Origin of the sequence: Streptomyces sp. NPDC051218 (assembly GCF_044455475.1) — a bacterium.
Classification (GTDB): Bacteria; Actinomycetota; Actinomycetes; order Streptomycetales; family Streptomycetaceae; genus Streptomyces.
The window spans coordinates 229,716-250,371 of the sequence record NZ_JBITEU010000009.1 but is presented as its reverse complement, the minus strand read 5'-3'; the positions used below and the strand labels follow the sequence as shown (position 1 = coordinate 250,371).

18 protein-coding genes are annotated in these 20,656 nt (G+C 70.6%); 7 read left to right on the top strand and 11 right to left on the bottom strand.

The window, feature by feature from the left end:
* The first annotated feature begins 18 nt into the window (after positions 1–18).
* Positions 19–1,071 (top strand): NlpC/P60 family protein, encoded by a 1,053-nt coding sequence (locus ACIBCK_RS26940; RefSeq protein ID WP_399394281.1) that lies wholly within the window; start codon positions 19–21, stop codon positions 1,069–1,071.
* A 55-nt stretch (positions 1,072–1,126) separates the two neighbouring features.
* Positions 1,127–1,750 carry a hypothetical protein gene (locus ACIBCK_RS26935; RefSeq protein ID WP_399394279.1) on the top strand — a complete coding sequence of 208 codons (624 nt, stop codon included), beginning with the start codon at positions 1,127–1,129 and terminating at the stop codon, positions 1,748–1,750.
* Between the two features lie 79 nt (positions 1,751–1,829).
* On the opposite strand, the gene ACIBCK_RS26930 is transcribed toward ACIBCK_RS26935, so the two are convergent.
* Positions 1,830–2,666 carry a LuxR C-terminal-related transcriptional regulator gene (locus tag ACIBCK_RS26930; RefSeq protein WP_399394277.1) on the bottom strand — a complete coding sequence of 279 codons (837 nt, stop codon included), beginning with the start codon at positions 2,664–2,666 and terminating at the stop codon, positions 1,830–1,832.
* Positions 2,663–3,952: a PspC domain-containing protein gene (locus ACIBCK_RS26925; RefSeq protein ID WP_399394276.1), complete on the bottom strand. Its 1,290-nt coding sequence runs from the start codon at positions 3,950–3,952 to the stop codon at positions 2,663–2,665. Before ACIBCK_RS26925 ends, ACIBCK_RS26930 begins: the two co-directional genes overlap by 4 nt.
* Positions 3,953–4,136: 184 nt before the next feature.
* Here ACIBCK_RS26925 and ACIBCK_RS26920 point away from each other — a divergent pair, with 184 nt between their 5' ends.
* Complete coding sequence (locus tag ACIBCK_RS26920) at positions 4,137–5,474, top strand: PspC domain-containing protein (protein ID WP_399394274.1); 1,338 nt, start codon at positions 4,137–4,139, stop codon at positions 5,472–5,474.
* Entirely contained in the window at positions 5,461–5,694 is a 234-nt protein-coding gene (locus ACIBCK_RS26915) for a hypothetical protein (RefSeq protein ID WP_399394273.1), read from the top strand. Before ACIBCK_RS26920 ends, ACIBCK_RS26915 begins: the two co-directional genes overlap by 14 nt.
* A gap of 3 nt (positions 5,695–5,697) precedes the next feature.
* Here ACIBCK_RS26915 and ACIBCK_RS26910 read toward each other — a convergent pair whose 3' ends face one another.
* The 3 genes from ACIBCK_RS26910 to ACIBCK_RS26900 all read right to left on the bottom strand — a co-directional run bounded on the left by ACIBCK_RS26910 (position 5,698) and on the right by ACIBCK_RS26900 (position 8,575).
* Entirely contained in the window at positions 5,698–6,222 is a 525-nt protein-coding gene (locus tag ACIBCK_RS26910; RefSeq protein WP_399394271.1) for a DoxX family protein, read from the bottom strand.
* Positions 6,223–6,354: 132 nt separating this feature from the next.
* Positions 6,355–7,620: a hypothetical protein gene (locus ACIBCK_RS26905; protein ID WP_399394270.1), complete on the bottom strand. Its 1,266-nt coding sequence runs from the start codon at positions 7,618–7,620 to the stop codon at positions 6,355–6,357.
* Positions 7,621–7,789: 169 nt separating this feature from the next.
* Complete coding sequence (locus ACIBCK_RS26900; RefSeq protein ID WP_399394268.1) at positions 7,790–8,575, bottom strand: class II aldolase/adducin family protein; 786 nt, start codon at positions 8,573–8,575, stop codon at positions 7,790–7,792.
* A gap of 163 nt (positions 8,576–8,738) precedes the next feature.
* On the opposite strand from ACIBCK_RS26900, the gene ACIBCK_RS26895 reads away from it, so the two are divergent.
* Positions 8,739–9,254, top strand: a complete 516-nt coding sequence (locus ACIBCK_RS26895; protein WP_399394266.1) for a pyridoxamine 5'-phosphate oxidase family protein — start codon at positions 8,739–8,741, stop codon at positions 9,252–9,254.
* A 74-nt stretch (positions 9,255–9,328) separates the two neighbouring features.
* Here ACIBCK_RS26895 and guaA read toward each other — a convergent pair whose 3' ends face one another.
* Positions 9,329–10,915 (bottom strand): glutamine-hydrolyzing GMP synthase, encoded by a 1,587-nt coding sequence (guaA, locus tag ACIBCK_RS26890; protein ID WP_399394265.1) that lies wholly within the window; start codon positions 10,913–10,915, stop codon positions 9,329–9,331.
* 488 nt (positions 10,916–11,403) lie between these two features.
* On the opposite strand from guaA, the gene ACIBCK_RS26885 reads away from it, so the two are divergent.
* Positions 11,404–11,727 (top strand): chorismate mutase, encoded by a 324-nt coding sequence (locus ACIBCK_RS26885; protein ID WP_399394263.1) that lies wholly within the window; start codon positions 11,404–11,406, stop codon positions 11,725–11,727.
* 781 nt (positions 11,728–12,508) lie between these two features.
* On the opposite strand, the gene ACIBCK_RS26880 is transcribed toward ACIBCK_RS26885, so the two are convergent.
* Together ACIBCK_RS26880 and ACIBCK_RS26875 are read right to left on the bottom strand one after the other, a co-directional pair.
* Positions 12,509–13,327 carry a hypothetical protein gene (locus ACIBCK_RS26880; protein ID WP_399394262.1) on the bottom strand — a complete coding sequence of 273 codons (819 nt, stop codon included), beginning with the start codon at positions 13,325–13,327 and terminating at the stop codon, positions 12,509–12,511.
* A gap of 161 nt (positions 13,328–13,488) precedes the next feature.
* Positions 13,489–13,902 carry a hypothetical protein gene (locus ACIBCK_RS26875; RefSeq protein WP_399394260.1) on the bottom strand — a complete coding sequence of 138 codons (414 nt, stop codon included), beginning with the start codon at positions 13,900–13,902 and terminating at the stop codon, positions 13,489–13,491.
* 236 nt (positions 13,903–14,138) lie between these two features.
* On the opposite strand from ACIBCK_RS26875, the gene ACIBCK_RS26870 reads away from it, so the two are divergent.
* Complete coding sequence (locus ACIBCK_RS26870) at positions 14,139–15,146, top strand: LAETG motif-containing sortase-dependent surface protein (RefSeq protein WP_399394258.1); 1,008 nt, start codon at positions 14,139–14,141, stop codon at positions 15,144–15,146.
* A gap of 117 nt (positions 15,147–15,263) precedes the next feature.
* Here ACIBCK_RS26870 and ACIBCK_RS26865 read toward each other — a convergent pair whose 3' ends face one another.
* The 3 genes from ACIBCK_RS26865 to ACIBCK_RS26855 all read right to left on the bottom strand — a co-directional run bounded on the left by ACIBCK_RS26865 (position 15,264) and on the right by ACIBCK_RS26855 (position 20,633).
* On the bottom strand, positions 15,264–17,108 hold the full coding sequence (locus tag ACIBCK_RS26865; protein WP_399394257.1) for a GMC oxidoreductase: 1,845 nt from the start codon (positions 17,106–17,108) through the stop codon (positions 15,264–15,266).
* A 19-nt stretch (positions 17,109–17,127) separates the two neighbouring features.
* Positions 17,128–18,744 carry a succinic semialdehyde dehydrogenase gene (locus ACIBCK_RS26860; RefSeq protein WP_399394255.1) on the bottom strand — a complete coding sequence of 539 codons (1,617 nt, stop codon included), beginning with the start codon at positions 18,742–18,744 and terminating at the stop codon, positions 17,128–17,130.
* A 176-nt stretch (positions 18,745–18,920) separates the two neighbouring features.
* On the bottom strand, positions 18,921–20,633 hold the full coding sequence (locus ACIBCK_RS26855) for a serine/threonine-protein kinase (protein WP_399394254.1): 1,713 nt from the start codon (positions 20,631–20,633) through the stop codon (positions 18,921–18,923).
* Between the last annotated feature and the right edge of the window lie 23 nt (positions 20,634–20,656).

Genomic DNA, 20,656 nt, shown 5'->3' with positions numbered 1-20,656 from the left:
CCATAAGGAGCCCTCTACGTGGCAGCGCACCGCAAGCCGAAACAGCGCTCGCTCAGTGGCCATACGGCCCGCACCGCCGCCACCATCGCCCTCGCCGGGGCCGCCACGGCCACCGCCTTCGACGGCACGGGACATGCGGACCCGCGGCTCGGCCCGGCCGAGGTGAAGGCCAAGGTCGACGCGCTCTACCGCGAGGCCGAGGTCGCCACCGAGAAGTACAACGGCGCCAAGGAGAAGGCCGAGAGCGCCGAGAAGTCCCTGAGCGAGCTGCGTGACGAAGCGGCCCGCAAGACGGAGAAGCTCAACTCGGCGCGGGAGGGGCTCGGTTCGATCGCCACCGCGCAGTACCGGAGCGGCGGCATCGACCCGTCCGTCCAGCTCGCGCTCTCCTCCGACCCCGACCAGTACCTCGAACGCGCCGCGCTCGCCGACCGGGCCGACAGCCGCCAGGCCGCGACCGTCGCCGGCGTACAGAAGCAGCTCCAGGAGATCGACCAGCTGCGCACCGAGGCCGACGGCACCCTGACGCATCTCAAGTCCCGCCAGGCGGAGCTGAGCAAGCACAAGAAGACGGTCAACGGAAAGCTCGGCGCGGCCAAGCGGCTCCTGGCGCAGCTCACCGACGACCAGCGGGCGGAGCTCACGGGCGGGGACCGGGCATCCCGCGACGCGGGCCGTGACGGCGCTGCGGGCGCCCCTGACGCCCCCGCCAAGGCCCCCAACTCCCGTGCCTCAGCGGCCGTCTCGTACGCCTACAGCGCGCTCGGCAGCCCGTACGTGTGGGGAGCCACCGGACCCAACGCCTTCGACTGCTCGGGGCTCACTCAGGCCGCCTACCGGTCGGCGGGGGTCGGTCTGCCGCGCACGACATACGCGCAGATCGCCGCGGGCGAACGCATCCCGCGCTCCCAACTCCAGCCAGGCGACCTGGTCTTCTTCTACCAGGGCATCAGCCACGTGGGCCTGTATGTGGGCAATGGCCAGATGATCCACGCCCCGAACCCGAGCGCGCCGGTACGCCTCGCACCGATCAGCCAGATGCCGTTCGCGGGGGCTACGCGGGTGGCGTGAGGAGGGGGGTGGGCAACGGGCAGGGGGACGCAGGTCCGCAGGTACTGTCAGGGCCATGCCCCGCCGTACGCTGCCGCCACCTCCGCCACCCGCCTACCTGCGCACCTGGCCGGACCGCAACGCGCTCCTGCACGACCGCGGCAGGGCGCTGGAGGAACTGCGCAGGCGGATCCTGGGCGTGCACCGCCTCCTGCTGCTCTGGCTGTTCGCGCTCGGCTGCGTCAGCGGCTGGGCACTCCTGACGGTGCCCCTCGAGATGATCGAGGACCAGGATGTGATGGCCGTCGTCATGGTCCCGCTCTGCGCGATCCTGGGTCTGGGAGCCATGGCCCCCTGTGTCTACGGAGTCGTCGCCGGCATCCGCAACGACCGCAAGGCCCGCGAACTCACCGACAGCTGGCTGGCGCTCGACAGCGACCCGGCATCGGACTCCGCGCTGCGCTCCCCCGGCCTCAGCCTCTGCTGGCTCCTCTCGTCCCTCCTCGTGTGCGCGCTCGGCCTGTGGGCGTCCTTCGCGGCCGCCGCCTACGCCGAGCCCGGCCGGGACTCGTACAGCGACGTCGTACTCGGCATGGGAACAGGCCTCATCCTGTGGCTGACGGGCCTCATCGGCATCACCAAGGCGGCGGGCCACTACCGCTGGGCGATACGGAAGTTGGCGCCCGCCCCCGGCCGCTGACGGCGCGCAACGCCGCTAGCCGAACAGGTCAGCCAGCCGGGCACCCGGGGAGCCGGGCAAGGCCGCGCCGCCCCGGCCCTCAGACCAGCCGCCTCGCCGTCGCCCACCGCGTCAGCTCGTGCCGGTTGGACAGCTGGAGCTTGCGCAGGACCGCCGACACATGCGACTCGACCGTCTTCACGGAGATGAACAGCTGCTTGGCGATCTCCTTGTACGCGTACCCACGCGCGATGAGCCGCAGCACCTCGCGCTCGCGCTGCGTGAGGCGGTCCAGGTCCTCGTCGACCGGGGGCGCGTCGGTCGACGCGAAGGCGTCGAGGACGAACCCGGCGAGCCGCGGCGAGAACACCGCGTCCCCGTCCTGCACACGGAAGATGGAGTCGACCAGGTCGGTGCCGGTGATCGTCTTGGTGACGTAGCCGCGGGCGCCACCTCGGATGACCCCGATGACGTCCTCCGCGGCATCCGACACGGAGAGCGCGAGGAACCGCACAGGCCGCTCGGCATCGGACATCAACGGCGCGCAGCGGCGCAGCACTTCGACACCGCCGCCGCCCGGAAGATGCACATCGAGGAGGACGACCTCGGGGCGCGTCGTCGTGATGACCGTGACCGCCTGGTCGACGTCCGCGGCCTCGCCGACGACCTCGACGCCGGTGATCGCGGTCCTGCCGATCTCCGCCTGGACGCCCGTACGGAACATCCGGTGGTCGTCGACGAGGACGACACGCGCACGGCGGCCTTCCTGATCCCCGCCTACGCCGGCACCGGCACCGGCACCGGCTGCAGCGTCGGCAGGCGCGTCAGCGGGCTGAGCCGACTCGGGCGCCCCTGCCGACGTGTTCGGTTCGGCCGCGGACGGCTCCGCCGTGCCCTCTCCACCCCTGCATACCCCGGGCCCACTCGCGTCGCTCATGTCGTCGCCGTCCTCTCCATCTCCAGCTCGACTTCCGTGCCGCCCCCCGGCACCGCGCGCAGCCGCGCCGTGCCGCCGTTGCGCTGCATACGGCCGATGATCGATTCTCGTACGCCCATGCGGTCGTCCGGCACGGAATCCAGATCGAAGCCGGGGCCACGGTCCCGGACGGACACGAACACCGTCTCCCCGTCGACTTCGGCGAAGACCTGCACCGCGCCGCCCTCGCCACCGTACTTGGCGGCGTTCACCATTGCTTCGCGCGCGGCCTGCATCTGCGCCGTGAGCGGGTCGTCCAGCGGACAGTCGCCGACGATGACGACCTCGATGGGAACGCCGTGCTTGTCCTCCACCTCCGCCGCGTTCCGCCGGACCGCTTCGGCGAGGGTGTCGGGCTCGTCCGCCTCGTCCTTGCCCGTGCCCTCCGGTTTGTAGAGCCACTGACGCAGGTCGCGCTCCTGGGCGCGGGCCAGGCGGCGCACCTCTCCGGCGTTCTCCGCGTTGCGCTGGATCAGGGTCAGGGTGTGCAGGACCGAGTCGTGCACATGAGCGGCGACCTCCGCCCGCTCCTGGGCACGGATGCGCATCAGCCGCTCCTCGGAGAGGTCCTGCATCATGCGCACGAGATAGGGGCCGGCGAGCAGCGCGACGCCGACGAGGACGGCGAGCGCGGCCTGCAGCACCGAGCTGAGGTGCGAGGTGGACCCCTGCAGCACGACTATGCCGGAGACTCCGGCGCCGACCAGCAGCACTCCCGCCCCGGCGCGGGCGATGGTCAGGGTGCGCCTGCGACGGCCGACGGCCATCCAGCGGGCCCGGCGGGCGTTGTCGGCCTGACGCCAGACCAGGGCGACACCGGCGGCGACGAGCAGCGTCGGCCAGAGATAGGCCTTGGTCGAACTGCCCAGGTCCACGTTGCCGACGAAGACCATGGCGACGATGACCATCGCGAGCAACGCGACGAGCTGCCCCTTGTCCGGCTTGCGGGCCACGAGTCTGCGTCGCCCGTCGGGCGATATCTCCGCGGTGACGGGTGAGGGCGGCCGCTGGGCGTCGACGCCGCCGACTCCCAGCGGCACGAAGAACCAGAACGCCGCGTACAACAGCGCGCCGAGCCCGTCCGCCATGAAAAGGCCGACGAAGATCAGCCGCACCCACACGACGGGAAGACCGAGATGGCCTGCGAGGCCGCGCGCGACACCGCCGAGCCAACGGCCGTCACCGCTGCGATAGAGCTTTCGCAGCGGCCGTTCGTCTTCGATGGATACTGCTGCGGCTTCCGGCATGTCTCCGATATTCACACGCGTACGCGTGCGCGGGCATCAGGGTCGACCCCCGAGACGTCCCTGATCTACGACCCGGACGGCAGGGGTCCGGAGGTCGGGGCAGGGGTGTGTCAGGGACGATCTCAGGGTTCGGCCAGGGTTGTCCCGACTGCCGCGGCGGCCTTTGGCCCGTCACCATGGACACATGACAGACGAGCAGCCCGCCGGGACGGGCCCGCAGGCCGCGCCGCGCGATCCCCTCACCGCCACGCCGCGGGAGCCGGGCGGGCCGATGGTCGTGCGGACCTTCCGCCGCGACCGCCGGCACAAAAAGCTGGGCGGCGTGTGCGCGGGGCTCGGTCAGCACTGCGACATGGATCCGGTGATCTTCCGGATCGGGCTCGCGCTCCTCTCCGTCACCAGCGGGCTCGGCCTTGTCTTCTACGGCTTCGCGTGGCTGTTCGTCCCCTTCGACGACGAGGAGGAGAACGAGGCGCGCAGGCTCCTCTCCGGCCGGGTGGACGGCCAGGCCCTGACGGCCGTGCTCTTCGCGCTCGTCGGCTGCGGGGTCTTCCTCTCCCTCCTGAACAACGGCGGTGCGCTCACCTTCGCGACCGGCCTCGCGCTGCTCCTCGCGGGTGCGGGGTATTGGTCGCAGCAGCGCGGCACGACCGACCCCGACCCGGTGGCGGCCCAGGCCGCGGCGGATGCCCCGCCCGAGGCGAAGGCGCCACCGGTGGCAGGCGCCCCCTCCTGGTGGCGGGACCCGATCATCAAGGACGGCACGCACGACGGGATCTCGGGCTATTTCTGGGGGCCCGAGGGAGTGACCGTCGAGTATCAGCCCGACCCCCCGCACGGGCCGATACGGCCGCGGCAGCCCGATGCGCCGCAGCCGCCCAAGCCACGGGGCCCGCGCTGGATCGGCGGCCTCATCTTCCTGGGAGCGCTGCTCGCCGGCGGTCTCGGCACCGGCCTCACGTGGGCGGATCAGTCGCTCGGCACCAGCCTGCAGACCGGCCTCGCGCTCGCGCTCGCTGTGTTCGGCATCGGCATCGCGCTCAGCGCCTTCCTCGGGCGCACCGGCGTGGGCTCGATCGTGCTCGCGGTGATCACGGCCGGGCTGCTCGCGGGCTCGGCCGCACTGCCCAAGGACATCACCACCACCTGGGCGGAGACGGAGTGGAAACCGACGGCGGTGGAGCAGGTCCGGCCCCAGTACGAACTGGGGACAGGTGTCGGCACGCTCGACCTGACCCGCGCCGGCCCCGGCAAGGGACAGACCCTGAGCACCAGCGCCGAGGCGGGAGCAGGCCGGCTGAAGGTGATCCTGCCGCGGAGCAGCACGGTGGAGCTGGACATCGAAGTGGGCGTCGGCGACATCCAGTTGCCGGACGACCGCAAGGGGGACGTGGACATCACTCCGGGCAAGGAGAAGTCGGTGACGTTGGACCCGGCCGCGGGCAGCAAGGACGGCGGCACGCTCGAGCTGCACGTCGAGGTGGGCATCGGACAGGTGGAGGTGAGCCGTGCTACGTCATGAGTTCCATCCCGGCAAGCTGGTCCTTGGTCTGTTCCTGCTGATAGCGGCCATCGCCTACGCGGGCGACGCGGGCGGCATCTGGGAGACGCCCTGGTTCGTGGCGTTCCCGCTCCTGCTGGCGGGGCTGCTGCTCGCGGGCGCGGCGGCTGCGGTGTCGTACGGCATACGCGGGCGGCCCACCGCCCGCGCGAAGGGCCGGGCGGACTCCACGGAGGCCTGACGCTCAGCCGAGCCCCGAGCGGTATCTGCGACGGGTCGCGATCATCGCGTCGACCGAGAAGATGGCGGCTCCGGCCAGGATCAGGGGGAGCCACGCCATCAGGTAGGCCAGGTCGTTGCCGTAGTAGTACGGCTCGATGGACCAGCTCATGGTCAGCCAGAGGCTGAGCGAGATCAGCGCGCCGCCGAGCGCGGCGATCCGGGCGAACAGGCCGATGAGGGTGCCGATGCCGACGGCGAGTTCACCGAGGGCGATGGCGTAGCCGAAGCCGACGGGGCTCTTGAGGGCGAGGTCGACGAGTTCCGGGATGGCGGAGAGGCCGCGGATGTCCCGCATCTGCTGGCCGATGGACCCGTCTCCGTCGGCCGACATGAAGGCGCTGTCGGTGAGCTTGTCCAGGCCCGCGTAGATGAAGGTGACGCCGAGGAAGATCCGGAGCGGGAGCAGGGCGTATCGGGAGGCGCTCTCCCTCCAGCCGGTGCTTCTGACGTAGCTGGTGTGGCTGTCGGTGCGCATGCCGTGAGCCATCGCTCTCGCCGCCTCTCCCGTTGACCCGCTTCGCCCATGAACCCGTCTTCTGACGATACGTACGAACAGGGGGGCCTGCTCAGTGGCTTGCACCGAATTCGCGAGGACCGGCCCGGCGTCGGGCCGGGGCGCTCAGTCCGTGACGTCGATCGTGCAGCGGTTCGTCTCCACACCCGCCGCGGTGATCACCTGGACGTCGACGCGCCCCGGCTCCACGTCGACCGGAACGGGGACGGTCAGGGCCGTGTCGGTCGGGTTGGTGAACCCGCCGGGGACGGGGACCAGTGGCACATGGACGTGGACGGTTCCGATGCGAACGACCATCCGGGCGAGACGATCGGCGGTCTGTGCGCCGGGAGGCACGAATCCGGCGCCGCGGACCTCGATGTCGTCGCCCGTACGAATGGGGGCGTCGAGATCACCCGCCTCCCGGGCGCGCACCACGGAGAGGATCACGGGCCGGCCGCCCTCGGCGTACTTGCCCGCGAGGTACGTCGCCGCCGACACCAGGACGAGGAGGGCGAGCCCCCACGGCAGGTCGGGCAGCTGCTCGGGGCGGCGCGCGAGGCGTACGGCCGCGAAGATCATGGCTGCCGCGCTGACCAGGATGTACTGCGCGTCCGCGAAGCTGCCGCGGCCCGCGTCGTCGGTGAGCAGGTCGGCGGCCCGGGGCCGGTCGGCGGGCACCTTCTGCAGCCGCTGGCCCAGGACGCGCAGGCCCACCACACGGCGTACGAGCACAGCGACCCCGCAGGCCACGGCGAGGACGGTCAGGGCGCCGGCGGCGCGGCCGAGGTCGAGCCCGGCGATCAGCTCGTCGCGCTCACGGTGTCCCGAGGCCCCCGCGAGCTCCCCGACGAGGACGAGTACGGCGAAGACGACGAGGATGACCCAACAGGCGGCCACCGCGCGGGAGGTGGAGAGGCGGTTGTCCTCCCCGACCAACGGCGCGAGCATGCCGCCGCGCGCCCGGTGCACGTATCCGGCGCCGGTCAGGAGACCACCGACGACCACGGCCGCGAGCAACCCGGCGGTCCGGGCGATGCTCCACCCGGTGCCGATCGCGGTGAGCGCCTGGACCAGGAGCAGCACACCCACGGCCACCCAGATCACGGCGGCCGTACGGCGCCAGAGCAGGCCGAGCCAGGCCTCGCCCTCGGCCCTTCCCCGTTCGGCGACGGCGCGCGCGGACTGGGTCAGCTCGTCCGACACCCACTGCCGGGAAGCGCCCGCCGAGTGGGCGACCGCCGCGGGCAGCCCCTGCCCCGCCGCCAGCTCGTCACGCTTGGCGAGGAACGCCGCCACGGCACGCCGATGCCCCTCGCGTGCGCCGTGCGGGCAGTCGCCGCATGTGCAGCCGCCCCCGTGTGCGCCCTGCCGCGCCTCCTGCACCGCCACCGCGTACGCCGCCTTCCCCGCCCTCGTTCGAGCACCGAAACGTGAACTTCCTTGCGATGAAAGGGGATTGTGCCGTACTGGAAGACGATCGGGTTCCCCGGGTCAGGTCAGCGAGGGTGATTTCCCCGTACGCGCGTTGACGGCGGGGGCTGTCGGCTCGGGGTTGGGCTCAGGCCAGCAGATCGGGTTCGCTGCGGCTGATGTCCTGCCAGAGGGACTGGTAGTTGATCCACGCGACGAGATCGCTGCCGAGCTGCTCGCGCGTCGCCACCGCCTGCTTGTGGCCGATGAGGATCGGGCGGCCCGCGGCCCGAGCGCTCAGCTGTACCTGGCAGGAGCGCTCCATCGTGAGGAACCACCAGGCGGCGGCGTCGACGGAGTCGCCGACCGTGAGCAGCCCGTGGTTGCGCAGGATGACGGCCTTGTGGTCGCCGAGCGCGGTGGCGATCCGCCGGCCCTCGTCGGCGTCCACGACGACGCCTGTGTAGCCGTCGTACAGCGCATGGCTCTCGTAGAAGGCGCAGGACTCCTGGGTGATCGGGTCGAGGAGTTCGCCGAGTGTGGACAGGGCGCGGCCGTGCAGCGAGTGGCAGTGTGCGACGGCGACGACGTCCGGCCGTGCCAGGTGCGCCTGCGCGTGGACGGTGAAGGCGGCCTGATTGACGTGGTGGCGGCCCTCGACGACCTGCCCCTCCGCGTTGGCGAGGACCAGATCGCCCACGGTGACGTGCTTGAAGGGCATCCCGAAGGGGTTCACCCAGAAACAGTCCTCGTGCTCCGGGTCCCGCGCCGTGATGTGCCCGGACACCCCGTCCTCGTATCCGAGGCGCCCGAAGATGCGCAGTGCCCCCGCGAGCCGTTCCTTGCGGTGCCGCCGTTCGTCCGCCAACGAGTCGTGCACCGGCGGCATCGCGAACTGCAACCGCTCGACGGGTATCGGTGTGGGCGCCTGCATGTGTCCTCCATTCCTGACTGTACGGAGCGGAAGTTACCGCCGGTCAGCGCAGGAAGACAGGGGATCCCTGTGAAGAGAGTGCGCAATCGGGGCGCGGGGCCGGGGCCGGATCGGCGCGACAAGCCGGACAGGAGGTGTCAGGTATCGACGCGACACTCACCGTATGACGACGAACACGGCGACCAACACGAGGAAGCACACCACGACGAACTGGGCATTCTTCAGCGCGGCGGAACCGCCCTTCGCGCGGACGGCCGAGGAGCGGTTCGGCCTGTTCACGCATCACGTCCTCGCCACACTCCGCAAGGACGGATCACCGCGGACGACCGGACTCGAAGTGCGTTTCCTGTACGGGGAGTTGTGGCTCGGCATGATGCCGGGCTCGATGAAGGCCCTCGACCTGCGCCGCGATCCGCGCTTCTCGATCCAGGCGAACCCGGGGCCGGGCACGGAGATGGCCAGCGGCGACATCCGGATCTCGGGGCTGGCGATCGAGGTGAAGGACCCCAAGGTCATCGCGCGGTACACGGGCGAGGTGGACCCGCCGGACCCGGACGCGTTCCACCTCTTCCGTACGGAGCTGACGGAGGTGGTCCGGACGTCGATCGAGGACGAGAAGTACATGGTGGTGCAGGTGTGGAAGCCGGGCGCCCCGACGTGGACGACCAGGCGGGCCTGACGTACGGAGACGGCGCCGCCCACCACGGTGGACGGCGCCGTATCAGCGCTGCGGGATGGCTCGCGCCGGGAGTGCTACTCCCACTCGATGGTGCCCGGCGGCTTGCTCGTCACGTCGAGGACGACGCGGTTGACGTCGGCGACCTCGTTCGTGATGCGCGTCGAGATCTTCGCGAGGACCTCGTACGGCATGCGGGTCCAGTCGGCCGTCATGGCGTCCTCGGAGGAGACGGGCCGCAGCACGATCGGGTGGCCGTACGTCCGGCCGTCGCCCTGCACGCCCACGCTGCGCACGTCCGCGAGCAGCACGACCGGGCACTGCCAGATCTCACGGTCGAGACCGGCCGCGGTCAGCTCCTCGCGGGCGATCGCGTCGGCGTCACGGAGCAGGTCCAGGCGCTCCTTGGTGACGTCACCGACGATGCGGATGCCGAGACCGGGGCCCGGGAAGGGCTGGCGCTGGACGATCTCGTCCGGCAGGCCGAGCTCCTGGCCGACCATGCGCACCTCGTCCTTGAAGAGCTGGCGCAGCGGCTCGATCAGCTGGAACTCGAGGTCCTCGGGGAGGCCGCCCACGTTGTGGTGGGACTTGATGTTCGCGGTGCCGGTGCCGCCGCCGGACTCGACGACGTCGGGGTAGAGCGTGCCCTGGACGAGGAACTCGACGGGCTGGTCGTTCGGCGCCTCGGCGATGATCTCCGCCTGGGCCTGCTCGAAGACGCGGATGAACTCGCGACCGATGATCTTCCGCTTCTCCTCGGGGTCGGAGACACCGGCGAGGGCGCTGAGGAAGCGCTCCTGCGCGTCGACGACCTTGAGCTGCACGCCAGTGGCCGCGACGAAGTCCTTCTCGACCTGCTCGGTCTCGCCCTTGCGCATCAGACCGTGGTCGACGTACACGCAGGTCAGCTGCGAACCGATGGCCTTCTGCACCAGGGCGGCGGCCACGGCGGAGTCGACGCCGCCGGACAGGCCGCAGATCGCGCGCTTGTTGCCGACCTGCTCGCGGATCGCGGCGAGCTGCTCCTCGACGATGTTGCCGGTGGTCCAGTCGGGCTTCAGGCCCGCGCCCCGATAGAGGAAGTGCTCGAGCACCTGCTGGCCGTGCGTGGAGTGCATGACCTCGGGGTGGTACTGCACGCCGTACAGCTTCTTCTCGTCGTCCTCGAAGGCCGCGACCGGCACGACGTCCGTGGACGCGGTGACGGAGAAGCCCTCGGGCGCCGCGCTGCACGCGTCGCCGTGCGACATCCAGACGGACTGCTCGGTCGGAGTGCCCTCGAAGAGCGTCGAGCCGGGCTTGGAGACGGCCAGCGGCGTACGGCCGTACTCCCGCGCCCCGGTGTTGTCGACGGTGCCGCCGAGGGTGGTCGCCATCAGCTGGAAGCCGTAGCACATGCCGAAGACGGGGACGCCGGCCTCGAAGATCGCGCGGTCCAGGCGCGGGGCCTCGTCCGCGTACACCGACGAGGGGCCACCGGAGAGGATGATCGCGGCAGGCTTCTTGGCGAGCATCTCGGAGACCGGCATGCTGCTCGGCACGATCTCGCTGTAGATGCGGGCCTCACGGACGCGGCGGGCGATGAGCTGGGCGTACTGCGCTCCGAAGTCGACGACCAGAACGGTGTCGGGGGCGGCGGCAGCGGGGGACGCTGATGGCACGGCGGCGGCCTTCCGGCGTTGAGCGTGAGCTTGAGCGATGAGCTGGGGCTCGTGCGTGAGCAGGGGGTCTGTTTTGTCGATTCTAACGGGCTCACGGACACCCCATTCGTCGCATCCGACGGAGCGCACCCGTCCCGCTCCCCGGGGCGACCCGGGGCAGCCGCGCGCCCGTGGCTCAGCGCGATGCGGTCTGTGCGCTGCGTGGCGGCTCGGATGCTGAGACGTCGACGCCGACGTCTCAGCATCCGAGCCGCCACGGAACCCGTGTTGACCGGGCACGCGCACGTGGGGGCATACTGGCCTCGTGACCAAGCACCTCAGCTTCCTCTTTACCTATGGCAACCGGCCCGCCGGCTGCCATGGTCGAGCTGCTTGATCCACTGACAAGCGACTTCCCAGGCGCCCCGGGCCGACAAGGCCCGGGGCGTTCTGTCATTTCCGGACCTTGTCGCTCCGGGGCACTCCACTCCACCGACGAGGAGCCCCACATGACCACCGCCACCACCGCCACCATCGCCACGACCGCCACGACCGGTAAGACCGACAAGACCGGCGCCCGCACCCCCGAGGCCGCCGATGTGATCGAAGGCGCACGTGACCGCATCGACGCACTCGACGACCGCATCATCGGTCTCGTCCAGGAACGGATGGCCGTGTCGGCCGTCATCCAGGAGGCCCGCATCAGTTCCGGCGGCCGTCGGGTCAACCTCTCCCGCGAGATGGAGGTCCTCGCCCACTACAGGGACGCGCTCGGCAAGCCCGGTACGTCGCTCGCGATGACGCTCCTCGAACTGTGCAGGGGCCGGGTCTGAGCGCCTCCCGGCACGGCACCTCCCGGCGCACTGCGGTCACCCTCCCGGCACACCGCGGTCACCACGGTCACCACCGGATCTGAGTTCGGGTCCGCTCTCACCCGTACGGCGCGTGACCAGGCCCGGAGGGGCTTCGTTGGTCCCGATGTCCGTGCCAGCCAGGGGCGGGCACGGAAAAACCACGCGTGGCTCCGCTGGAGCGATGAGGCGCACACCTCGTGTGCGCCGTGGGACCTCGCTCCAGAGACGTGACCGGACGGCAGGGGACAGCAGCCCGGTCACCCAGGGAACGGTCGGCTTCGGGGACGCCCGAAGCCGACCGGCCTCGACCGGCCTCTCCCAGCCGGTCACCCTCCCAACCGTCTCCCGGTCCCCAAGTCCCTCAGCTGATTCGGCTCCTCCGTCCCCACACGAAGACCCGGCTGTCCCGATTCGTCTGGATCATGCCGAACTGGTTGCGCGGGTCACGGCGCATCCAGCACGATGCGTAGCAGAACCGGCGCGCGTACAGCACTGCACAACTTTATTGCCATTGGTCGAGACCACCCGTGCGCCCCTCGTGCGCCGGGTAGGCCACCGGCGCTCCTCAGGCCCGCGGCGCACTCCCCCCGGCGCCGCTCCGTGGCACCGACGCTGCCCTGACGTCGGTGCTGACGGCCAAGGGCCCCGCGGATCCGTCCCGCGGGGCCCTTCGCTCTGCCCGCCGGTCTCACTGCTCCGGCGTCGCTGCTTGTCTCCGACCTTCGCTACTTCTCTCCGGCCTGCACTACTCCAGCCGTCGCTACTTCGCTCCGGCCTTCCCCGCCAGCTTCGCGAGCTGGGCGGTGACGATCGCGTCGGCCACCTTCGGATCGCCCGTCGTCGCGTCACGGAACTTCTCCGACAGCCCGGCGGCCTCGCCCTCCTCGTCGGCGCGGGACGCCTCCGGGTCGAAGACGTTCGAGGCGCGGAAGGCGACCAGCGTCGAGCCGCTGCGGACGACCGTGACGCGGTCCCGGTGCAGGAACTTCCCGGTCCGGCTCGCGAGCTTGTACGAGACCGCCTCGTCGCCGTCGACCGGTCCGGGCTGCGGCCTGACGCCGATGTACCGACGTCCGCCGTCCCCGAACGTGGCGCACTTCTTCGACTTCGTCGCCCCACGCAGGGTGTCCATGGTGTTCTCGGCGTCGGCCTTGCCGTACGCGAGGAGCACGACCTCGGTCGTCGTGGTGTTCGCGACGTCGGTGCTGCTCAGCGTGCGGGTGACGTGCGCCTTCGACTTCGCCGGGGCGGCAGCCGTGAGCATCTCGGCCAGCGGGCGGCACTCGGTCGGGTTCACGCGCCCCGCCGACGGCCGCGCCTTGTCCTCGGCCTCTCCTGAGGCCTCTCCTGTGGTCTCTCCTGTGACCTCTCCCGGACCGGCCTCGACCTTGTACTTCTTCACGTCACCCGAGGCGAGCGCCGCCTTCTCCAGCTTTGCCAGTGCAGAGTTCGCGTCCGCCCGCGCGGGCTTCTCGTCCTTGCCGTCACCGTCGCCGCCGCTACCGCTGCACGCCGCCGTCAGGCCGAGCACCGCCACGGTCGAGACGGCCACCACGCCACGCGACACAGCTGACTTCACGTTTCCGCTCCCCCAATTTCGTACGTCGTTTCGTACGCATCGTGCGGAGTCACCCGCACCCCTTCTACGACGGAAGATCGTTACGAGCGGTTCCCGCACCCACGCCCGCCCCGACCACGCCCCGCTCGACCACGCCCCGCCCGACCAGGCCCCCGACCCGGCTACTGCCAGATCCAGAAGCGGAACGGGCTCAGGAAAACGATCGCCAGCGCCATGCCGCCCACCACGATCACCACGCTCCACACCCGGCGCCTGCGCTCCGAACGCGCGTCGCGCCCGGGCCCGATCGGCGCCGCACGCCACTCGTCAGGCCGCCACGCCCCGGCGGCGCCCTCTCCCCGCGCCGCCTTGCGCTTCCTGCGCCGGCGGCCCAGCGCACGGGATTCCGCGGCTTGTTGGCGCGCCGCCTCCTCGTCGAGGCGCCGCAGCCGTTCGGCCACCATGCGCGCCCGCGCGGACGGCTCCTTCGGCGCCGACGTACGGATCTCGCGCAGACTGTCGCGCTCGAACCGTTCCCACACGTCGTCCGGTATGTGGTCCGGTATTCGGTCCGGTCTTTCGCCCTGCTCCCCCACGCCACCCCTCCTGCTGCCTGCCGATCCGTCGAGCGGAGGAATTTCTACGGCACCCGGCAACGGACGCACAAGCCGTGTGATCCAAACCACATAAGAATTCTGTGAGTTCGAGGACAACCATTCACAGGGGACGCAGGTCATCCATGCGTAACAACGGCCACACCCGCGACCCCACCGCGGAGGCCTCCACCTCCGTGTCACCCACCAGGTGATACGCCGGACTCCCTGAGGTCTTCATGAAGCTTCGTCGTGTCATGGCCGCCGCGGCCGCGACCGCTGCCATAGCCCCGATCGCGCTGCTGTCGGCTCCCGCCGCCTTCGCGACCGAGGACACCACGCCGGCCCCGAGCGCGACGGCCACCGAGTCGGCCACGCCCAGCGCGACGGCCACCCCGACCGAGAAGCCCACCGAGTCGGCGACGCCGACCCCGTCGGCCACCGAGTCGACCACCGCATCGCCGACCGCGTCGGCCACCGAGACGGGCAAGCCCACCGAGGAGCCCACCGAGTCCGAGGAGCCGACCGACGAGCCGACCGTGGAGCCCACGGACTGCGCCGTCGACGACGAAGGCCAGGACACGGACTCGAAGCTGGAGATCGGCCTCTCGGGCCTGCCCGGCAAGATCGTCGCGGGCAGCGGCTGGCACCAGTTCAAGCTGACCGCGTCGAACCCGAGCGACGAGGACCTCGGTGAGGTCCAGTGGCTCGCCATGGTGGACAACTACGCGGAGAACGAGAAGGACTGGCTCGCCAACTACGCGCAGATCCAGTACTTCAACCCCGAGAGCAAGGCCTGGGAGTCCATCACGGACGAGGTCTCGGGCGGCCTCTACTTCGGCACCACCGAACTGGGTGCCAAGGAGAAGGTCGACATCAAGCTGCGCCTCAACGTCAGCGCCAAGGCCCCGGCCGGCGACGGCTACGCGCTCGGCCTCGGCGGCTACCTCGACTCCGAGGAGAACTGCGTGCACAACGCCTTCTCCTTCTACGAGTTCACGGTCCTGAAGGCCGGCAGCGAGAACGAGAACCCGGGTGAGGCCGACGAGAGCACGGGCGGCAAGACGCCCAACGGTGGCAAGACGCCCACCGGCGGCGCCAAGGACATCCCGGTCACCGGCAACCTCGCCGAGACCGGCTCCAGCTCCATGCTGCCGACCATCGGCCTCGTCGGCGGCGTCGCCGTCATCGCCGGTGCCGGCGCGGTCTTCGTCGTCCGCCGCAAGAAGGCCGACGCCACCGCGTAAGCACGCCGGTCGGCCGCTGGGCCGCTAGGCCGGAAACGGCACCTCAAGCACGCGAAAGGACCTGCGCTCGGAGGGGGGCGCAGGTCCTTTCGCGTATCCGGCCTCGATGCCGCCCGGCTACTTCTTCGTCGGCATCGCCGGCATCCCCAGGAACGGAAGCCTCAGCGCGCCGAACGCGTTCGCCGGTACCGCCGGGGACTTCGGCTCGACGGCGGCGAGACGCACGTACTGGGAGCCCTGTGCGGGGCGGGTGTCCTCGGCGCCCTTGTTGGGCCAGAACGACATCGCGCGCTCCGCCTGTGCGGTGATCGTCAGGGACGGGTTCACGCCCAGGTTCGCCGTGATCGCTGCGCCGTCGACGACCGAGATGCCGGGATGGCCGTAGAGGCGGTGGTAGGGGTCGATGACCCCGGTGTCCGCGCTGTCGCCGATCGGGCAGCCGCCCAGGAAGTGCGCGGTCAGCGGAGTGCCCATCAGCTCACCCACGTTCGAACCCGCGAAGCCGTTGATCTCCTTGGCGAGCAGCGTCGCGGCCTCGGTCGCCTCGGGGATCTGCGTCGGGTTGGGCGCGCCGTGGCCCTGCCGTGCGGTCAGCAGGCCCTTGCCGATGCCCTTCTCCTTGCGGTACGTGGTCAGGGAGTTGTCGAGCGTCTGCATGACCAGGCCGATGATGGTCCGCTCCGACCAGCGCCGATTGGAAAGCGAACGGACCGTCAGCCAGGGGTGCTTGGCGACATTGCCGAGCCACCCGGCGACGCGTGCCTTGCCGCCCTTGATGCTGTACGGCACTTGCAGGACCGTCATGCCGCCCATGGCGTTGGACTTCTTGCCGTAGCGGACCGGCTCGATGTGCGTGGTGGCGTTCGGGTGGATCGACGAGGTGATCGCGACGCCCTTGGTGAAGTCCACCTTCTCGGCGCCGTGCTGCTTGCGGTAGCGGCGGTCGGTGGTCTGGGAGCCCACCAGCGCCTCGGAGTTGGTGCGGGTCAGCGCGCCGAGCCGACCCGAGATGCGCGGCAGCAGGCCGGTGTCCTTCATGCGGTGCAGGAGCGTCTGCGTGCCGTAGGTGCCCGCCGCGACGACCACGTGTCGGGCCGTGAACGTGCGTCCGTTGCCCTTGCGCTTGGCGTCGGTGGGCAGGGTGGCGACGGCGAAACCGCCCCGCGAGTCCTCGGTGACGGTGACGACGGACGTCATCGGGTGGATGACCGCGCCGGCCTTCTCCGCCAGGTAGAGGTAGTTCTCGTTGAGGGTGTTCTTCGCGCCGTGCCGACAGCCCGTCATGCACTCGCCGCATTCGCTGCAGGCCCTGCGGGAGGGCCCCGCTCCCCCGAAGTAGGGATCGGGAACTTCCTCGCCGGGCTTGGCCGTTGTCGTACCTGAGGCGTCGTGCTCGTCTCCGAAGAAGACGCCGACCGGCGCCATGTGGAAGCTGTCGCCCACTCCCATGGCCTGGGCGGTCGCCTTCAGGTGGATGTCGGACGGAGTCGTGGTCGGGTTGAGCCGCACCCCGAGCATGCGCTTGGCCTGCTCGTAGTAGGGGGCGAGCTCGTTCTGCCAGTCCGTGATGTCCTTCCACTGCGGGTCGTTGAAGAACGGCGCGGGGGGTACGTAGAGCGTGTTCGCGTAGTTCAGCGAACCTCCGCCGACGCCCGCCCCCGCCAGCACCATCACGTTGCCGAGCAGATGAATGCGCTGGATGCCGTAGAGGCCGAGCGCCGGTGCCCAGAGGTAGTTCTTGAGGTCCCAGGAGTTCTTCGGGAGCGACTCACGGGTGAAGCGGCGCCCCGCTTCGAGCACGCCGACGCGGTAGCCCTTCTCCGTCAGACGCAGGGCGGAGACGGAGCCGCCGAAGCCTGATCCGACGACGAGGACGTCGTAGTCGTACGACGCTTCGCCGCCCCCGCTGTGCCCACCCGTCTCACCGTCCGCCTGGTTCTGGACAGAGCTCTCCTGTGACATTGACTCTCCTCGTTGAGATCTAGCGCAGGCGCAGGGACTTCATGACCTTCAGGCTCAGGCTCATGAACGCCGCGTACTTCTCGTCGTCCATGCCGAAGGACGGCGCGAGCGGCATCAGCCGCTGGTGCGCGACCGTCTGCGCCTCGGTGAACTTCAGGATGCCCTCGGAGCCGTGCCTGCGGCCGAGGCCCGAGTCCTTCATGCCGCCCATCGGCGACTGCACGCTGCCGTAGGCGGGGGCGAAGCCCTCGTTCACGTTGACCGTGCCGGTGCGCAGGCGGGCGGCGATCTTGCGTCCGCGGCTGCCGTCCTTCGTCCAGACCGAGGAATTGAGGCCGTACGACGTGGAGTTGGCGAGGTCGACGGCTTCGTTCTCGTCGGTGAAGCGGTAGATGGAGACGACCGGGCCGAAGGTCTCCTCGCCGCATACGGCCATCGGGGACTCGACGCCGTCCAGGATCGTCGGCTCGAAGAAGAACGGGCCGATGTCGGGCCGTGCGACGCCGCCCGCGATCAGCGTGGCACCCTTGGCTACCGCCTCGTCGACGTGCCGCTTGGTGGTCTCCAGCTGCCGCTCGCCGACCAGCGAGCCCATCTCCGCGCCGTACGCGAGGGAGCGGCCGAGGCGCATCGCCTTCGTACGCGTGGCGAAGCGCTCCACGAACTCGTCGGCGATCGACTCATGGACGTACAGCCGCTCGATGGAGATGCACAGCTGGCCCGCGGAGGAGAAGCAGGCGCGCACGGCGCCCGCGGCGGCCTTGTCGATGTCGGCGTCGTGGAGCACCAGCATGGCGTTCTTGCCGCCCAGTTCGAGCGAGACGCCGACGAGGCGGCCCGCAGCGCCCTGCGCGACCTCACGGCCGGTGCGGGTGGAGCCAGTGAAGGAGACGTAGTCGGCATGCTTGACGATCTCGGGCCCGACGACGGGCCCGTCACCGATGACGACCTGGAAGACCTCGGCGGGCAGCCCCGCCTCGATGATCAGGTCACGCGCCCACAGAGCGGTCAGGCAGGTCTCCGTGTCGGGCTTCATCACCAGGGCGTTGCCCGCGACGAGCGCGGGAAGTGCGTCACCGATGGACAGCTCGAAGGGGTAGTTCCAGGGCGCGATCTGGCCGACCACACCGCGCGGCTGACGGTTCTCGGTGACCTTCGTGAGGGTCGGTACGACGCCGGTGTGCCGCTTGGGGTTCAGGTACGCGGGAGCCTTGCGGCCGTAGTGCCGGGCGGCGACGACGACGGCCTGCAGCTCCTCGTGCGCGTGCAGCCGGGCCTTGCCGGTCTCCAGCTGGATGAGGTCGAGGACCTCGGCCTGGCGCTGCAGGACCAGGTCGTGGAAGCGGAGCAGGACCGCGGCGCGGCGGCGGACGGGGGTGCGCTCCCAGGCGATCTGGGCGACCCGGGCGCGCTCGAAGGCGGTGGCCACGTCATCGGGGGTGGACTCGGGCAGGTCGGCCAGCTTCTCGCCGGTGAACGGCATGTGGTTGGCGGTCCGGCCCGAACCGATCACATCTCGGGTGAGCTGCGCGATGAGCTCGGGAGTCACCACGTCGGCGGCGGTGCGCGCGCCTTCGGGAGCGGTGGCTATCGGGTTCGTTCCGAGGGGCACTGCGATGGCCTGCGAGTCCGTCATGGTGGTGAGCGTAGGCCCAGGTCAGGGTTTTGGGTACCCGTCGGTAATCCACTTTCACCGGGCGGACACACGGTGCCAGCGTTCACTGGCGGCAAAGGGCCTGATCAGGGGGTTAATGGGAGTTGATCAAGAGGGGACGCGAAAATTCACGCGTCCCCCTCGCCGACCGCGGTGGGTCAGAGCTTGTCGATCTCCAGATTCGCGATGGCGGTCCTTGCGACCTCGCGGCCCCGCTCGGTGAAGTCCCCCTTGCCGGGATAGTCGATCCACAGCCGGTACATGTTCCCGGACTCGGTCCGGTAGTAGAAGATCTTGGCCTCGTGCGGCTGCTCGGACTCCGAGTCGGTGTACTTGACCGTGTTCTCGGCCGCGTCCCGCTCCTTGTACGTGCTGTCCTTCGTCGTTCCGTCGGGGACGGGATCACCGGCCATGCTGCTGAACTTGGACTCGCCGCTCGCCTTGAAGTCCTCCATGTCGGCGTACGCCTGGGAGGCGGCCGACCCGAGGATCTCCTTGGTGGTGTCCTTCTTCTCTGTGAGATCGAGCGTGATGAAGACGGCCCCGCTGGGATCGGTGTATCTGATCCAGGTCTTGTCCGAGTCGACGTCGTCCGGCTTGCTCTCCACGTAGTGCTGCGGCGCGGAGACGGTGGCGGCGACCACCTTCGCCTCGTGGTCCTTCCAGCCCTCCGCCTCCGACCCCGCGAAGGGGTTCACCGCGATCAGGACGCCCGCCGCCACGGCCGCGACGACCACCCCCGCGATGGCGGCCAGCGCCTTGCGGCTGACGAAGACGCCCTTGCCGCCCCCGCCCGCGTCACCGGCGACCGTGACGACCCGCGTGGGCGCGGGCTCCGGCGGCTTCGCCGCTTCCTCCAGGAGGGCGCGGACCTGCGCGGCACGCGGGCGCTGGGCCGGGTCCTTGGCCAGGAGGCCGTTGATCGCCTGCGCGAGCGGACCCGAGGCCGATGCGGGCGCCGCCGGGGTCGCGTTCAGGACGGACTGCAGCGTCGCGGGGGTGTTGTTGCGCCGGAACGGCGACACGCCCTCCGTGGTGGCGTAGAGGACCACGCCGAGCGACCAGAGGTCCGACGCCGGGCCGGGGCGCTGGCCCAACACCCGCTCCGGGGCGATGAATTCGGGCGAGCCGACGAAGCCGCCCGTGTCCGTCAGGTTCGTCTCGCCCTCGATCTGGGCGATGCCGAAGTCGGTGAGGACGACGCGGTCGTGCTGCCCAAGCATCACGTTGTCCGGCTTGACGTCACGGTGCAGGATGCCCGCCTGGTGGGCCGCGTCCAGCGCGCCGAGCACCTCCAGGCCGATGCGGGCGGCGTCGCGGGCACCCAGGGTGCCCTCCTGGAGCGCGGCGCCGAGCGAACGGCCCTGCACCAGCTCCATGACGATCCACGGCTGGCCGTCCTCCACCGCCACGTCGTGGACGTTGACCACGGCCGGGTGGTCGAGGCGGGCCGCGGCGCGCGCCTCGCGGCGCATCCGCTCGAAGACGTTGGCGCGCTCGCGCTCGGGCAGGTGGTCGGGGATGCGGGGTTCCTTGACGGCGACCTCGCGGTCCACCGTCTCGTCCTTCGCACGCCAGACCGTGCCCATGCCGCCGTGGCCGAGCTTGGACAGCAGGCGGTAGCGGCCCGCGATCAGGCGCCCCGCGCCCGGGTCCGGGTCGGACGGCTGATGCGGCACCACCTGGGTGGGCTGGGCGTAGGGCGACGGGGGCGGCGTCGGCGCGCCGGGCTGCTGCGGGCCGGAAGCGCCGGGCTGCTGCGGGCCCGCCGGGTGCTGCGCGGTCGGCTGGTACGGCTGTGGCTGTGGCGGCTGCAGTCCGTAAGTGGTCGGTTCGTACGGACCGTAGGAGGCTCCCCCGTCATTACTCATGCGCACATCATCACCTTGCCGAC

Coding starts and splice junctions, on each gene's coding strand:
- ACIBCK_RS26885 (WP_399394263.1), top strand. CDS start 11,404: ATGACCACCGCCACCACCGCCACCATCGCCACGACCGCCACGACCGGT.
- ACIBCK_RS26930 (WP_399394277.1), bottom strand. CDS start 2,666: ATGAGCGACGCGAGTGGGCCCGGGGTATGCAGGGGTGGAGAGGGCACG.
- ACIBCK_RS26925 (WP_399394276.1), bottom strand. CDS start 3,952: ATGCCGGAAGCCGCAGCAGTATCCATCGAAGACGAACGGCCGCTGCGA.
- ACIBCK_RS26895 (WP_399394266.1), top strand. CDS start 8,739: ATGACGACGAACACGGCGACCAACACGAGGAAGCACACCACGACGAAC.
- ACIBCK_RS26935 (WP_399394279.1), top strand. CDS start 1,127: ATGCCCCGCCGTACGCTGCCGCCACCTCCGCCACCCGCCTACCTGCGC.
- ACIBCK_RS26920 (WP_399394274.1), top strand. CDS start 4,137: ATGACAGACGAGCAGCCCGCCGGGACGGGCCCGCAGGCCGCGCCGCGC.
- ACIBCK_RS26870 (WP_399394258.1), top strand. CDS start 14,139: ATGAAGCTTCGTCGTGTCATGGCCGCCGCGGCCGCGACCGCTGCCATA.
- ACIBCK_RS26860 (WP_399394255.1), bottom strand. CDS start 18,744: ATGACGGACTCGCAGGCCATCGCAGTGCCCCTCGGAACGAACCCGATA.
- ACIBCK_RS26900 (WP_399394268.1), bottom strand. CDS start 8,575: ATGCAGGCGCCCACACCGATACCCGTCGAGCGGTTGCAGTTCGCGATG.
- ACIBCK_RS26865 (WP_399394257.1), bottom strand. CDS start 17,108: ATGTCACAGGAGAGCTCTGTCCAGAACCAGGCGGACGGTGAGACGGGT.
- ACIBCK_RS26855 (WP_399394254.1), bottom strand. CDS start 20,633: ATGAGTAATGACGGGGGAGCCTCCTACGGTCCGTACGAACCGACCACT.
- ACIBCK_RS26910 (WP_399394271.1), bottom strand. CDS start 6,222: ATGGCTCACGGCATGCGCACCGACAGCCACACCAGCTACGTCAGAAGC.